The sequence below is a fragment of the Streptomyces sp. NPDC001941 genome (assembly GCF_040296945.1).
Taxonomy (GTDB): Bacteria; Actinomycetota; Actinomycetes; order Streptomycetales; family Streptomycetaceae; genus Streptomyces.
In genome coordinates this window covers 74152-87685 of sequence record NZ_JBEOYE010000011.1, presented here as the reverse complement: position 1 = coordinate 87685, position 13534 = coordinate 74152, and the positions used below count along the sequence as shown (strand labels likewise).

Annotated in this window: 13 protein-coding genes; 6 read left to right on the top strand and 7 right to left on the bottom strand. The window is 75.3% G+C overall.

From position 1 onward, the window contains the following. Positions 1-2 precede the first annotated feature (2 nt). From trpM to lgt, 5 genes are all read left to right on the top strand, one after another. Positions 3-242, top strand: coding sequence for a tryptophan biosynthesis modulator TrpM (trpM, locus tag ABT160_RS11485; RefSeq protein WP_351646417.1), 240 nt, complete (start codon positions 3-5; stop codon positions 240-242). A 105-nt stretch (positions 243-347) separates the two neighbouring features. Next, positions 348-1592, top strand: a complete 1245-nt coding sequence (trpB, locus tag ABT160_RS11480; RefSeq protein WP_351646416.1) for a tryptophan synthase subunit beta — start codon at positions 348-350, stop codon at positions 1590-1592. Beyond that, positions 1589-2404 carry a tryptophan synthase subunit alpha gene (gene trpA, locus ABT160_RS11475; RefSeq protein ID WP_351646414.1) on the top strand — a complete coding sequence of 272 codons (816 nt, stop codon included), beginning with the start codon at positions 1589-1591 and terminating at the stop codon, positions 2402-2404. The genes trpB and trpA overlap by 4 nt, the downstream gene beginning before the upstream one ends. A gap of 83 nt (positions 2405-2487) precedes the next feature. Then, positions 2488-3309: a DsbA family protein gene (locus ABT160_RS11470; RefSeq protein WP_351646412.1), complete on the top strand. Its 822-nt coding sequence runs from the start codon at positions 2488-2490 to the stop codon at positions 3307-3309. A 75-nt stretch (positions 3310-3384) separates the two neighbouring features. After that, positions 3385-4377 (top strand): prolipoprotein diacylglyceryl transferase, encoded by a 993-nt coding sequence (lgt, locus tag ABT160_RS11465; protein ID WP_351646410.1) that lies wholly within the window; start codon positions 3385-3387, stop codon positions 4375-4377. Positions 4378-4508: 131 nt separating this feature from the next. On the opposite strand, the gene ABT160_RS11460 is transcribed toward lgt, so the two are convergent. From ABT160_RS11460 to ABT160_RS11430, 7 genes are read right to left on the bottom strand one after another with little or no spacing between them, the layout of a single operon-like run. Next, positions 4509-5312, bottom strand: coding sequence for an HpcH/HpaI aldolase/citrate lyase family protein (locus tag ABT160_RS11460; RefSeq protein ID WP_351646409.1), 804 nt, complete (start codon positions 5310-5312; stop codon positions 4509-4511). Next, on the bottom strand, positions 5309-6538 hold the full coding sequence (locus ABT160_RS11455; RefSeq protein ID WP_351646407.1) for a CaiB/BaiF CoA transferase family protein: 1230 nt from the start codon (positions 6536-6538) through the stop codon (positions 5309-5311). The genes ABT160_RS11460 and ABT160_RS11455 overlap by 4 nt, the downstream gene beginning before the upstream one ends. After that, positions 6535-7434 carry a ribokinase gene (gene rbsK, locus ABT160_RS11450; protein ID WP_351646405.1) on the bottom strand — a complete coding sequence of 300 codons (900 nt, stop codon included), beginning with the start codon at positions 7432-7434 and terminating at the stop codon, positions 6535-6537. The genes ABT160_RS11455 and rbsK overlap by 4 nt, the downstream gene beginning before the upstream one ends. After that, positions 7431-8798: an ADP-ribosylglycohydrolase family protein gene (locus ABT160_RS11445; RefSeq protein WP_502984205.1), complete on the bottom strand. Its 1368-nt coding sequence runs from the start codon at positions 8796-8798 to the stop codon at positions 7431-7433. Before ABT160_RS11445 ends, rbsK begins: the two co-directional genes overlap by 4 nt. Further along, a complete protein-coding gene (locus ABT160_RS11440) occupies positions 8795-9943 on the bottom strand; it encodes an ADP-ribosylglycohydrolase family protein (RefSeq protein WP_351646401.1) in 1149 nt (382 codons plus the stop codon). The genes ABT160_RS11445 and ABT160_RS11440 overlap by 4 nt, the downstream gene beginning before the upstream one ends. After that, positions 9882-11237 carry an ADP-ribosylglycohydrolase family protein gene (locus ABT160_RS11435; RefSeq protein ID WP_502984204.1) on the bottom strand — a complete coding sequence of 452 codons (1356 nt, stop codon included), beginning with the start codon at positions 11235-11237 and terminating at the stop codon, positions 9882-9884. The genes ABT160_RS11440 and ABT160_RS11435 overlap by 62 nt, the downstream gene beginning before the upstream one ends. Before the next feature lie 20 nt (positions 11238-11257). Continuing rightward, positions 11258-12316: an ADP-ribosylglycohydrolase family protein gene (locus tag ABT160_RS11430; RefSeq protein WP_351646399.1), complete on the bottom strand. Its 1059-nt coding sequence runs from the start codon at positions 12314-12316 to the stop codon at positions 11258-11260. A 278-nt stretch (positions 12317-12594) separates the two neighbouring features. Between ABT160_RS11430 and ABT160_RS11425 the strand changes: the two genes are divergently transcribed. After that, positions 12595-13323 carry a VIT1/CCC1 transporter family protein gene (locus ABT160_RS11425; protein WP_351646397.1) on the top strand — a complete coding sequence of 243 codons (729 nt, stop codon included), beginning with the start codon at positions 12595-12597 and terminating at the stop codon, positions 13321-13323. The last annotated feature ends 211 nt before the right edge of the window (positions 13324-13534 follow it).

The following is a 13534-nucleotide window of genomic DNA, read 5'->3' as shown; positions in this document are numbered from 1 at the left end:
CCGTGACCGCCGCCCGCGCCCTCGCCACCTGCCGGACGCTGCCGCGTCCGGTGGGCACGCGCGCGTGCGCGGGCACGGACGCGGCCTCCCGCGACCGGTACGCCCGGCTGGCCCGCGGCTGCCGTCCGCGCGGCTGCCGCGCCCCGGCCCGCCGGGTGCACGGACGACGGGTGCGGTACGTGATCGGGGACGAGCCCGGCCAGGTCAACGGGATGCGATGGCAGGGGCGCTCGCGCGCCTGAGCCGCCGACGGGCTCCGTGGGACGAGGTTTTCCACAGGCCGCCCGGCCGTGGCCGCGTGCGCGTACCGTGACCACCGTCAGCTGACGTCCCAGGAGCAATCCGTCATGACCAGCGAATTCTTCGTTCCCGACCCCGAAGGCCAGGTGCCGAGCCCCGAAGGCTACTTCGGCGCGTTCGGCGGCAAGTTCATCCCCGAGGCGCTCGTCGCCGCGGTCGACGAGGTGGCCGTCGAGTACGACAAGGCCAAGTCCGACCCCGAGTTCGCGGCCGAGCTCAACGACCTGATGGTCAACTACACCGGCCGCCCCAGCGCCCTGACCGAGGTGCCCCGCTTCGCCGAGCACGCGGGCGGCGCACGGGTCTTCCTCAAGCGCGAGGACCTCAACCACACCGGCTCGCACAAGATCAACAACGTGCTCGGCCAGGCCCTGCTCACCAAGCGCATGGGCAAGACCCGCGTCATCGCCGAGACCGGTGCCGGACAGCACGGCGTCGCCACCGCGACCGCCTGCGCCCTGTTCGGCCTCGAGTGCACCGTCTACATGGGCGAGATCGACACCGAGCGCCAGGCGCTGAACGTGGCGCGCATGCGGATGCTCGGCGCCGAGGTCGTCCCCGTGAAGTCCGGCAGCCGCACCCTCAAGGACGCCATCAACGAGGCGTTCCGCGACTGGGTCGCCAACGTCGACCGCACGCACTACCTGTTCGGCACCGTCGCCGGTCCGCACCCCTTCCCGGCCATGGTCCGCGACTTCCACCGCGTCATCGGCGTCGAGACCCGTCGCCAGATCCTGGAGCGCGCCGGACGGCTGCCCGACGCCGCCGTCGCCTGCGTCGGCGGCGGCTCCAACGCCATCGGCCTGTTCCACGCGTTCATCCCCGACGCCGGGGTCCGCCTGATCGGCTGCGAGCCCGCCGGGCACGGCGTGGAGACCGGCGAGCACGCCGCCACGCTCACCGCCGGCGAGCCCGGCATCCTGCACGGCTCCCGCTCCTACGTCCTGCAGGACGAGGAGGGCCAGATCACCGAGCCGTACTCCATCTCGGCCGGCCTGGACTACCCCGGCATCGGCCCGGAGCACTCCTACCTCAAGGACACCGGCCGCGGCGAGTACCGCGCGGTCACCGACGACGGCGCGATGCAGGCCCTGCGCCTGCTGTCGCGCACCGAGGGCATCATCCCGGCCATCGAGAGCGCCCACGCGCTCGCGGGCGCGCTGGAGGTCGGCCGCGAGCTCGGGAAGGACGGCCTGGTCGTCGTCAACCTCTCCGGGCGCGGCGACAAGGACATGGACACGGCGGCCCGCTACTTCGGGCTGTACGACTCGGCCGAGGGGGACGCCAAGTGAGCGGCAACATCCAGCTGTTGAGCGACACCCTCGCGCAGGCCCGGGCCGAGGACCGGGCCGCGCTCATCGCGTACCTGCCCGCCGGGTTCCCGACCGTCGACGGCGGCATCGAGGCGGTCAAGGCGGCCTTCGACGGCGGCGCCGACGTCGTCGAGGTGGGCCTGCCGCACAGCGACCCCGTCCTGGACGGACCGGTCATCCAGACCGCCGACGACATCGCGCTGCGCGGCGGCGTGAAGATCGCCGACGTGATGCGCACGGTGCGCGAGGCGCACGCGGCCACCGGCAAGCCGGTGCTCGTCATGACGTACTGGAACCCCATCGACCGCTACGGCATCGCCCGCTTCACCGAGGAGCTCGCGGCGGCGGGCGGCGCCGGCTGCATCCTGCCCGACCTGCCGGTCCAGGAGTCCGCGGTGTGGCGCGAGCACGCCGAGAAGCACGGCCTGGCCACCGTCTTCGTGGTCGCCCCCAGCAGCCGCGACGAGCGCCTGGCCACCATCACCGCGGCCGGCTCCGGCTTCGTCTACGCCGCGTCCCTGATGGGCGTCACCGGCACCCGCGCCTCGGTCGGCGCGTCCGCCGCCGACCTGGTGCGCCGCACCCGCGCCACCTCCGACCTGCCGGTCTGCGTCGGCCTCGGCGTCTCCAACGCCGAACAGGCCGCCGAGGTCGCCGGCTTCGCCGACGGCGTCATCGTGGGCTCCGCCTTCGTCAAGCGGATGCTCGACGCCGACGGCCACGAGGCGGGGCTCGCCGCCGTCCGCCACCTGGCCGCCGACCTCGCCAAGGGCGTGCGCTCAGGCCGCTAGCCCGGCCGGGGGTTTCGTAGCCCGATCGGGTGGACCTGGGACCGGGGAGGCACGCACGTGCCTCCCCGGTTCGTTTGCCGGGCGTGAGCGAGAAGAACCGTGACGGAAAGCGGACCGCCCGAGAGCGGCTCCAACAGCAGCGCGAGCAGGACAAGTCCCGCGACAGGCGCAGGCGCGTCCTCGTCGTGAGCGCCGCCGTGGTCGGCGTCCTGGCCCTGGCGGCGGTCGCCGGGGTCCTGGCGGCCAACGCCGGGGACGACAAGAAGAGCGACGCGGCCGGCCCCGTGGTCGCCCCCGCCGGAGCCACCGGCAAGGACGAGCTGGCCATCCCCGTGGGCGCCGCCGACGCCCCCTCGACGCTGACGGTGTGGGAGGACTTCCGCTGCCCGGCCTGCGCCCAGTTCGAGAACGCGTTCCGGGACACCATCCACGAACTGGAGGCGTCCGGAGCCCTCAAGGCCGAGTACCACCTCGCCACGATCATCGACGGGAACATGCGCGGCAGCGGCTCGCTGCGCGCCGCCAACGCCGCCGCGTGCGCGCAGGGGGCCGGCAAGTTCCCCGCGTACCACGACGTGCTCTACCAGAACCAGCCCGAGGAGACGAAGGACACCTTCGCCGACAACGGCAAGCTGCTCGAACTCGCGGGCAAGGTGCCCGGCCTCGACGCCCCCGCCTTCACCTCCTGCGTCAACGACGGCACCCACGACGGCTGGGTGCGCAAGTCCAACGACGCCTTCCAGAAGGGCGGCTTCAGCGGGACCCCGACCGTCCTGCTGAACGGGGAGCCGATCTTCCCGAAGAAGGGCGACGAGCAGATCTCCCCGGAGAACCTGAAGAAGTGGGTCGCCGAGGCCAACAAGGGCAAGCGGCCCGGCAAGGCGAGCCCCTCCGCCGCCGGCTGAGCACCGGCTCGTTACTCAGACGTTGCCGGGCGGGTTGCGACTGCGCCCGCCCGGCAGGGTAGCGTCGGGTCTGCCATGGACCTTGCCTACATTCCCAGCCCGTCGACCGGAGTGGTCCACCTCGGACCCGTCCCGCTGCGCGGCTACGCCTTCTGCATCATCATCGGTGTCTTCGTCGCCGTCTGGCTCGGCAACAAGCGCTGGATCGCCCGGGGCGGCAAAGCCGGCACGGTGGCCGACATCGCCGTCTGGGCGGTGCCGTTCGGCCTCGTCGGCGGCCGTCTCTACCACGTGATCACCGACTACCAGCTGTACTTCAGCGACGGTGAGAACTGGGTCGACGCCTTCAAGATCTGGGAGGGCGGCCTCGGCATCTGGGGCGCCATCGCCCTCGGCGCCGTCGGCGCCTGGATCGGCTGCCGGCGCCGCGGCATCCCGCTGCCCGCCTGGGCCGACGCGCTCGCCCCCGGCATCGCCTTCGCGCAGGCGATCGGCCGCTGGGGCAACTGGTTCAACCAGGAGCTGTACGGAAAGCCGACCGACCTGCCCTGGGCGCTGAAGATCACGGCGGGCCCCAACCGCGACGCGGGCTTCTACCACCCGACGTTCCTGTACGAGTCGCTGTGGTGCGTCGGCGTCGGCCTGCTGGTCATCTGGGCCGACCGCAGGTTCAAGCTGGGCCACGGCCGGGCGTTCGCGCTGTACGTCGCCGCGTACTGCTCGGGCCGCGCGTGGATCGAGTACATGCGCGTCGACGAGGCGCACCACGTGCTCGGCTTGCGGCTGAACGTGTGGACCGCACTGGTCGTGTTCGTGCTCGCGGTCACCTACATCGTGGTCTCGTCGCGGGTGCGGCCGGGCCGCGAGGAGGTCGTGGAGCCGGGCGCTGTGTCGCCGGCCAAGGACGGCTCCGGGGACGGTGCCGAGGGCGCGGCTTCCGGGGACGCCGCCGAGAAGGACGCTGCGGACGCCGAGGGCAAGACGGCGGACACGGACGCCGACGCGGCCGGAGGCGAGCAGCCGGAGGACGGCGTGAAGGACGACGCGGAGTCGGCCAAGAAGGGCTGACGCCCGCTCGTGTAGCTGTGAAGGGCCGTCGGAACCCCAGGGTTCCGGCGGCCCTTCGGCGTGTGCGGACGCATCGCCGGTCCGCCGTACGGGGCCGGGGCGCGGCGCTCCGGCCCGTGGCGGCGGGGCGCTCAGGCCCGTCGGGCCAGGGCCAGGACGCGTCGGGCGCCCTCGACCACGGCGGCGTCCACGAAGCGGCCGTCGGGGAGCGCGAGGGCCCCGGAGTCGGTGGCCGCGGCCTCGGCGACCTCCTCGGCCTCGCTGACCTCCTGCGGGGTGGGCAGGTAGGACCGCTCGATGACCGGGAGCTGGCGCGGGTGGATCGCCGCCCGGCCCAGGAAGCCCAGGGCGCGGCCCCGGGCGCAGGAGGCGGCGAGCCCGTCCGGGTCGCCGGTGTGCGGGAACACCGACTGGGCCGGGGGCGCGAGTCCGGCGGCGCGGGCGGCGACCACCAGCCGGGAGCGCGGCCAGTCCAGCGCGGCGTCCTCCCGCGCCCCCAGGTCGGCGCGGAGGTCGGCCTCGCCGAGGGCCACTCCGGCGACCGCCGGGTGGGCCCGGGCCAGGGAGTAGGCGTGCTCGACGGCCAGGGCCGACTCCAGGAGCGGGTAGAGCGGGACGCCGGGGGCGAGGTCGGCGGCCCGGGCGATGTCAGTGGCGTGTGTCACTTTGGGAAGACGCAAGCCGCCGAGGCCGGGGAGAGGGGCCAGGGATGGGATGTCGTGGTGTGCGTGGACGCGGACGTGTACGGGGACGGGCTGGGGGGAGGACAGGAGCTCGGTGGTGGCCGCCAGGGCGTAGGCCTTGCGGTCCGGGGCCACCGCGTCCTCCAGGTCGACGATGACCACGTCGGCGCCGGAGGCCAGGGCCTTGGCCACGACCGCCGGGCGGTCGCCGGGGGCGTAGAGCCAGGTGAGCCAGGGGAGGGGGGTGCTCATACGGCGCCTTCGGTGCGCAGGGCGGTGATCTCGGGGCGGGTCAGGCCCAGTTCGGCCAGGACGGCGTCGGTGTCGGCGCCGTGCGGGCGGCCGGTCCAGCGGATGGAGCCGGGCGTCTCGGACAGCCGGAAGAGCACGTTCTGCATGCGGACGGTGCCCAGTTCGGGGTCGGGGACGGCGGTGACCGTGTCCAGGGCGCGGTACTGCGGGTCGGTCATCACGTCGCGCACGTCGTAGACGGGGGCGACGGCGGCCTCCGCCTCCTCGAACGCGGCGAGGACCTCGTCCCGGTCGCGGGCGGCGATCCAGGAGCCGACCGCCTCGTCCAGGACGTCCGCGTGCTCGGCGCGGGTCGCGCCCTGGGCGAACCACGGCTCGTCGACCAGCTCCGGGCGGCCGACCAGCCGCAGCACGCGCTCGGCGACGGACTGGGCGGAGGTGGAGACCGCCACCCAACTGCCGTCGGCGGTGCGGTAGGTGTTGCGCGGGGCGTTGTTGCGGGAGCGGTTGCCGGTGCGCGGCTGGACGTAGCCGAGCTGGTCGTACCAGAGCGGGTGCGGGCCGAGCACGGTCAGGATCGGCTCGATGATCGCCATGTCGACGACCTGGCCGTGCCCGGTGGCGGCGCGGGCGGCGAGGGCGGTCATCACGGCGTACGAGGTGGCGAGCGCGGCGATCGAGTCGGCGAGGCCGAACGGGGGGAGCGTGGGCGGTCCGCCGGGTTCGCCGGTGAGGGCGGCGAAGCCGCACATGGCCTCGGCGAGGGTGCCGAAGCCGGGGCGGTGCGCGTAGGGGCCGTACTGGCCGAAGGCGGTGACGCGGGTGAGGATCAACTTCGGATTGGAGGCGGACAGTTCGGGCCAGCCCAGGCCCCACTTCTCCAGGGTGCCCGGGCGGAAGTTCTCGATGACCACGTCGGCGTCGGCGGCCAGCCGCAGCAGGGTGTCCCGGCCGCCGGGGGTGGACAGGTCCAGGGTGATGGTCCGCTTGTTGCGGCCCAGCAGCTTCCACCACAGGCCCACCCCGTCCTTGGCCGGGCCGTGGCCGCGCGACGGGTCGGGCTTGCGGGGGTGCTCGACCTTGATCACGTCGGCGCCGAAGTCGCCGAGCAGGGTGGCGGCGAGCGGGCCCGCGAAGAGGGTGGCCAGGTCGAGCACGCGCAGCCCCCGCAGCGGGGCCGGGGGCTGCTCCGGGGCCGCGTCGCCCCCGGCCTCGGGGGGCGTCATGAGGCGGCGCCGGCCCGGGCGTCGATCTCCGAGCGGTAGGGCATGGAGGACGAGGCGCCCTCGCGCTGCACGGAGAGCGAGGCGGCCGCGGCGGCCCAGTGGAGCGCCGAGGGCACCGGGGAGCCCTCGGCGAGGGCGACGGCCAGCGCCCCGACGAAGGTGTCGCCCGCCGCGGTGGTGTCCACGGCCTTGACGGCGGGGGCCGGGACGAGCAGCGGGGCGGCGCCGCGGGCGGCGTGCAGGCAGCCCTCGGCACCGAGGGTGATCACCACCTCGGGGACCCGGCGCAGCAGGGCCTCGGCGGCGGCGCCCGGGTCGGCGATCCCGCACAGGGCGGCGGCCTCGTGCTGGTTGGGGACGAGCAGGTCGGTGGCGTCGAGGAGTTCGGCGGGCAGGTCGACGACGGGGGAGGGGGTGAGGATCGTACGGACACCGGCGCGGCGGGCCGAGACGGCGCCCGCGACGACGACGGGGAGGGGGAGTTCCAGCTGGAGGAGCAGGGCGTCGGCGGTGGCGATGAGGGCTTCGTCGCCGGGGGTGAGGGAGGTCAGCGAGGCGTTGGCGCCGGGGATGACGACGATCGCGTTGCCGCCGCCGTCGTCGACCACGATGTGGGCGGTGCCGGAGGGGCCCTCGGCGGTGCGCAGCAGGTCGGTGATGACCCCGGCGCCCTCCAGCGAGGCGCGCAGCCGGGCGCCGTGCTCGTCGGAGCCGACGGCCCCGATCATCGAGGTCTCGGCCCCGGCGCGGGCGGCGGCGACAGCCTGGTTGGCGCCCTTGCCGCCGGGGACGGTGCGGAACTCGCGGCCGGTCACGGTCTCGCCGCGCTCGGGGGCCCGTGTCACGTAGGCGACGAGGTCCATGTTGGTGCTGCCGAGCACCACGATGTCGGTCATGGGCGGGTGGCCTCCCTGTGGGTGAGTGCGGCGAGGGTGTCGAAGCCGATGCCGTCGAAGGTGGGGACGGAGGTGGACAGGCGGTTCTTCAGCGGGGCCGTCCAGCGGTCGGGCAGCCGGTCGGGGGCGCCCGCGAGCAGTCCGGCCAGCGAGCCGGCGGTGGCGCCGTTGGAGTCGGTGTCGAGGCCCGCGGCGACGGCGTTGCCGAGGGAGCGGGTGAAGTCGCCGTCGGCGTGGGTGAGGGCGGCGGCGAGCAGCGCGGCGTTGGGGACGGCGTGGACCCAGTGGTAGCCGGCGTGGGCGCGGTGCAGCCGGTCGACGGCGGTGTCGAAGTCCGGCTCGGCGCGGGCGGTGTCGATGCCGAGCCGGACCGCCGCGGCCAGCCGGGAGCGCGCGGGCACCACGCGCAGTCCGGTGGCCAGGGCGGTGTGCACGTCGGCGCCCGTGGTGGCGGTGGCGAGCGCGGCGGCCAGGAACATCGCGCTGTGCACGCCGCTCGCGGTGTGGGTCAGCACGGCGTCGCGGTGGGCCTGTTCGGCGGCGGCGGCCGGGTCGCCGGGGTGGGTCCAGCCGTGTACGTCGGCGCGGATGGCGGCGCCGATCCACTCGCGGAACGGGTTGTGGTGGGTGGCGGTGAGCGGGGGTTCGAGGCCGCTGAGGAGGTTGCGGTAGGCGACGCGCTCGGCGGTGAAGGTGCGGGCGGCGGGGAGTTCGTCGAGCCAGAGGGCGGCCACGTCCTCGGTGCGGAACCCCTTTCCGTACCGCTGGAGCAGGAGGAGGTTGAGCAGGGGGTAGTTGAGGTCGTCGTCCTCGGGCATGCCGTCGATGTTCTCGGCGAGCGAGGTGGGCGCCGAGCGGCGGTTCCAGGGGTGTGCGCGCAGCAGCTCGTCCGGGACGCCGCGGGCGGTGAACCAGGTGGTCAGCGGCCAGTTGCCGGTGGCGCGGGCCAGGGCGCGGATCGCGGGCAGGGGCAGCTTCTCGACGGGCTTGCCGAGCAGGCACCCTGCCGCGCGGCCCAGCCAGGCCGCGTGCAGCCGGGGGAGCAGGTCCGCCGGTGCGGCCCGGTGCGCGGGCGGGGCGGGCCAGTCGGGGCAGGCGGCGCGGATCGCGTCCAGGGCGGTCGGCTCGTCGGCGGCCAGCGGGCTGGGCAGGGCGGCCAGTTCGTCGAGCAGCCGCAGGGCCAGGGCGCGCAGGTCCGGGGGCGCGGGCGGGGTGGACGCGCCCGCGGCGTGCGGTGCCGGGTGGCCGCCCGCGTCGGCCCAGGCCCGGGCGACGAGCCCGGCGTCGCGGCCGTCCTCGGCGGCCTGGCGCAGCTCGTGGCCCAGCAGGTCCTCCGGCTGGACCCAGGTCAGCCGCAGCATCAGGCCCCCGTCAGCCGGGCGAACGCCGCCTCGTGGGCCCGGCGGCGCGCGGTGTCGCGGGCGAAGACCTCGCGGGCCACCCCGGCGAGCACGTCCGCCGGGGCGTGCAGGTCCAGGCGGCTGGCCTCGGCGATCTGCTTGGCCCAGCCCGCCGGGACGGCCGACTCGCCGTGCAGGGCGCCCGCGATCGCCCCGGCCATGGTGGCGATGGAGTCGCAGTCGCGGCCGTAGTTGACCGCGCCCAGCACGCTGCGGCGGAAGTCGCCCCGGCCGACCAGGAGCATGCCCAGGGCGACGGGCAGTTCCTCGATGGAGTGCAGGCGGGAGGGGCGGCGGGCGCCCAGGGAGGGGGCGCGGTAGTCGGGTCCCACGGTGTCGAAGGGGGCGACGGCCGCGCGCAGCGGGCGCAGCGCGGACTCGAAGTCGGTGTGCCCGTCGGCCGCTTCGGCGACCGCCTCGATCGCGGCGCGGGTGCCGTCCTTGGCGAGGGCGAGCGCCGCGTCGACGACGGAGGCCGCGGTGGCGCCGGGGACGCAGGCCGCGGCGACGGCCGCCGCGAAGACGCCCGCGGCCTCGCGTCCGTAACTGGACTGGTGGGCGCCGGCGAGGTCGACGGCCTCGGCGTACGCGGCGGCCGGGTGGGCGGCGTTGACCAGGCCGACCGGGGCCATGTACATCGCGGCGCCGCAGTTGACGATGTTGCCCGTGCCCGCCTCGCGCGGGTCGACGTGACCGTAGTGCAGCCGGGCCACCAGCCACTTCTCGGCCAGGAAGATCCGCTGGAGGGGGAGTGCCTCGGCCTCCAGCTCGGGGATCCAGACGGGCCTGGCGATGAGTTCGGGGACCAGGTGGTCGGCGGCGGCGTACGCGTCGAGGTGGTCGCGCACGGTCGCGTACACGCGCACCAGGGCGTGCGTCATCAGGGTGTCGTCGGTGACGTGCCCGTCGCCCTTGTGGTACGGGGCGATGGGCCGTGCCGTGCGCCAGTCGTCGGCGTGCCACGGGCCGACGATGCCGGTGACCCGGCCGCCGTGCCGCTCGGTGATCTGCTCGGGGGTGTAGCCCTCGACCGGGCCGCCCAGGGCGTCACCGACCGCCGCGCCGACCAGGCTCCCCGTGATCCGGTCCTCCAGAGTGAGCGTCGTCATGGGCGAATTGTCCACCCCCGGACGCCGGTTCCGTGGGTGCCAGGCGCCCGGCGAGTTCCACCAGGTCGGTGCCCGCGAGCCGGGGAAGCGCGCAGCCCGCCAGGGTGCGGCAGGCGTCGCGCCAGGTGCCCGGGATCGCGTCCGCGCCGCCGAGCGCCCCGGTCAGCGCCCCGGCCAGGGCGGGCGCCGAGTCGGCGACCCGGGACAGGCAGGCCGCCGCGGGGACGGCCTCGGCGGTACGGCCCCGGGCGGCGACGGCCAGCGCCAGCGCCACCGGGACGGTCTCGGCGGCGGCGATGCCGTAGCTGTAGACGTGGTCCACGATCTGGTGCTCCAGGAGCGGGACCAGCTCGAAGGCGCTCGACGCGCCCCGGGCGAGCTTGACGGCGTGGGCGGCGTTGCGGCCGATCTCGGTGGACTCCGGCAGTTCGGCGAGCGCGGCGGCCACGGCGTCGTCGGTGTCCGCGCCGCCGAGCGCGGCGGCGACCGCGGCGGCCATGGCGCGGGCGCCGTGCACCCCGTCGCCGTCCTGGGTGTAGCGGGCGTCCAGTTCGGCGAGCCCGGCCGCCGCGCCGGGGTCGCCGGGGTGGGCGACGGCGAGGACCGCGGCCCGTACGCAGGCGGCGTCGTCGAAGTAGTGCGGGTTGTCGTGGCCGGTGGCGGGCGGGCGCAGCCCGGTGGCCAGGTTGCCCAGGCCCGCGCGCACGGAGATGCGGGCGCGCAGCGGCAGCACCGCCGACTCCACCTCGGGGGCGCGCGCGGAGGCGGCGGCGACCTCGCCCGCCAGCGCGTTCCAGGCCTGGGCGAGGGCGGTGGGGACGGTGGTGCCGGTGGTGCGGGCGGTGACCAGGGTGAGGGCGGTGAAGGTGGCCCACTCGGCGTCGTCGGAGGGGCCGAGGCGGAGGGGTTCGGGGGGCTGGTTGAGGGCGATGGGGACGGGGAGGGTGGTGGTGGCGTTCTGCTCGGCGAAGGTGTCCAGTTCGCGGGTGAGGCGTCGGGTCCACTCCGGCATGCGGGCCGCGCGGTGCCGGGCGGCGGGCCAGCCCGCGGCGTCGCCCGCGGCGAGGGCGAGGAGGAGGCCCTCGATGCGGGAGTGCAGGGTCGGGGTCGGGGGGAGGGCCTCCGAGCGGTGCGGGGCCTCCGGGTGCGGGTGGTGGAGAGCCGGTCGCCCGGAGCGTTCCGCTGTGCCCACCCGTTCCGCGTCAGCGGAACGGTTGCCCACAGCGGGGGGTGAGGTGCCCACCCGTTCCGCCTCAGCGGAACGATTGCCCACAGCGGGGGGCGAGGTGCCCACGGCCGGGTGGGAGGTGCCGGTCATCGGGTGGTCTCCTCGTCGGGGGTCAGGAGGTCGGCGATGTCCAGGATGTGGTGGCCCTCCATCGACGGGAGGCAGGTGCCGCGGACCGGGCCGATGGCCGTGGACCACTCCTCCGGGATCGCCGTCGCCCCCACCCGGGCGCCCGCCAGGGCCCCGGCGACCGCGGCCGTGGTGTCCGCGTCGCGGCCCATGTTGACCGCGGTGAGCACCGACGTACGGAAGTCCCCGCGGGCCGCCGCGAAGGCGCCGAAGGCCAGCCCGACCGCCTCCGGTGCCAGGTCCGTCCACGGGTAGCCGCCGATCACCACCGCCGAGCGCACCGTCCGCTCGCGCACCAGCGGGTCCGGCTCGACGCGCTGCGCCGCCACCACCGCGCGGCGCAGCGAGCGGGCGGTCCAGGAGTCCATCGGGACCGCCGACAGGGCCGCCGCGATCACCGAGGTGACGCTCGCGCCGCTCATCGCGGCCGCCACGCCCGCGGCCACCGCCTGGCCGCCGTAGATGCCCTCGCCCTCGTGGCTGACGCAGCCGTCGATGGCCACCAGCCGGGCCGCCTCGGCAGGGCGGCCCGCGGCGAACACCCCGAACGGGGCCGCGCGCATCGCGAGGCCGTCGCTCCAGGCGTGCCGGTGCTGGGCGGAGATGGGGGCGGCGAGGCCGCGCCGCAGGTTCTCCAGGGTGCCCCGCTCGCTGAACCCGGCGCCCCGGAAGGGACCCTCGTCCAGGTCCGCGATCCAGGTGTGCCAGGCCTTCTCCACGTGGGCGACGGTCAGCGCGGAGCCGTGCCGGGCGAGCAGCAGCCCGGAGAAGATGGCGTACTCGGTGTCGTCCGTCCCGGCCGGGTTCTCGCTGACGAAGCCCTCGATGCGGCCCCAGCGGCGGCGGATCTCGGAGGGCCGCAGGTTCTCGGCGGGCGCGCCGAGCGCGTCGCCGACGGCGAGGCCGAGCAGGGCGCCGCGTGCGCGGTCGCGGAGGACCGCGGGGTCCGGGGGCGGGGCGGTGTGCGCCGGGCCCCCCGTTTCCGGGGGCGCCGGATCGTATGCAATCGACTCCATCGCGTGGCCCTTTCGTGGACGCGTCCCGCGCGCCGGTGGTGTTGCTCGGAGATCTGCCACACGCGGAGCCCGCGACGGGAGAGAAACGCCGCAGTGTCACCCGGGCAGCCACTCGGGCAGCCGCCCGGGCGCTCGCGGGGGAGGTAGGTGAGGCCAGCCTTCGTAAGTAAGGCCTTACTTGCTGGCGCGCCCCTTACGTTCGGGCGTATTTTCGAGGCCTGAGGGGGAGGCGGGGCGCACGGCCCGGCCCTGCCGCGAGCAAGATCAAGGGGAGAGCCGTGTCCATCATCGAGACCGAGGCGTCGCTGCACGAGGCGCACCGCGACAACCACACCCACCGGGACGTCAACGGCGGCTGGCTGCGGCCCGCCGTGTTCGGCGCGATGGACGGGCTCGTCTCCAACCTGGCCCTGATGACCGGCGTCGCGGGCGGCGCCGTCTCGCACCAGACCATCGTCATCACCGGGCTCGCCGGACTGGCCGCCGGTGCCTTCTCCATGGCGGCCGGCGAGTACACCTCCGTCGCCTCCCAGCGCGAGCTGGTCGAGGCCGAGCTGGACGTCGAGCGGCGCGAGCTGCGCAAGCACCCGGTCGACGAGATGGAGGAGCTGGCCGCGCTGTACGTGGCGCGCGGCGTCGAGCCCGCGCTGGCCCGCGAGGTCGCGATGCAGCTGTCGAAGGACCCCGAGCAGGCGCTGGAGATCCACGCCCGCGAGGAGCTGGGCATCGACCCCGACGACCTGCCGTCGCCGATGGTGGCCGCCGTGTCGTCCTTCGGCTCCTTCGCGCTGGGCGCCCTGCTGCCGCTGCTGCCGTACCTGCTCGGCGCCACCCAGCTGTGGCCTGCGGTGCTCCTCGCGCTGGTCGGCCTGTTCGGCTGCGGCGCGGTGGTGGCGCGGGTGACCGCGCGCAGCTGGTGGTTCAGCGGACTGCGGCAGCTGGCGCTCGGCGGGGCCGCGGCGGCCGTCACGTACGGCCTGGGCATCCTCTTCGGGGCCGCGCTGTAGGGGTGCGGGGCCGTGCCGCGCGAGGCGGGGCGCGTGCCCCGCGCGGAGCGGGGGCGCGGTGGGGGAGCACGTGTTGTGACGAACGTCCCTGGCCTGGATTCCTCTTGAGGTGAGACACTATGCGGAGCGCCGAATAAGTAGCCGTTACCTGCCGGTTTCGATTACTTGACCACCGGGCATGAGCCGTAGGCGCTGCCGTGGGACTCGCCGA

Excerpts from the sequence above, each read along its gene's own strand:
- trpB (WP_351646416.1), top strand. The coding sequence starts at position 348 with ATGACCAGCGAATTCTTCGTTCCCGACCCCGAAGGCCAGGTGCCGAGC.
- lgt (WP_351646410.1), top strand. The coding sequence starts at position 3,385 with ATGGACCTTGCCTACATTCCCAGCCCGTCGACCGGAGTGGTCCACCTC.
- ABT160_RS11460 (WP_351646409.1), bottom strand. The coding sequence starts at position 5,312 with ATGAGCACCCCCCTCCCCTGGCTCACCTGGCTCTACGCCCCCGGCGAC.
- ABT160_RS11455 (WP_351646407.1), bottom strand. The coding sequence starts at position 6,538 with ATGACGCCCCCCGAGGCCGGGGGCGACGCGGCCCCGGAGCAGCCCCCG.
- rbsK (WP_351646405.1), bottom strand. The coding sequence starts at position 7,434 with ATGACCGACATCGTGGTGCTCGGCAGCACCAACATGGACCTCGTCGCC.
- ABT160_RS11440 (WP_351646401.1), bottom strand. The coding sequence starts at position 9,943 with ATGACGACGCTCACTCTGGAGGACCGGATCACGGGGAGCCTGGTCGGC.
- ABT160_RS11430 (WP_351646399.1), bottom strand. The coding sequence starts at position 12,316 with ATGGAGTCGATTGCATACGATCCGGCGCCCCCGGAAACGGGGGGCCCG.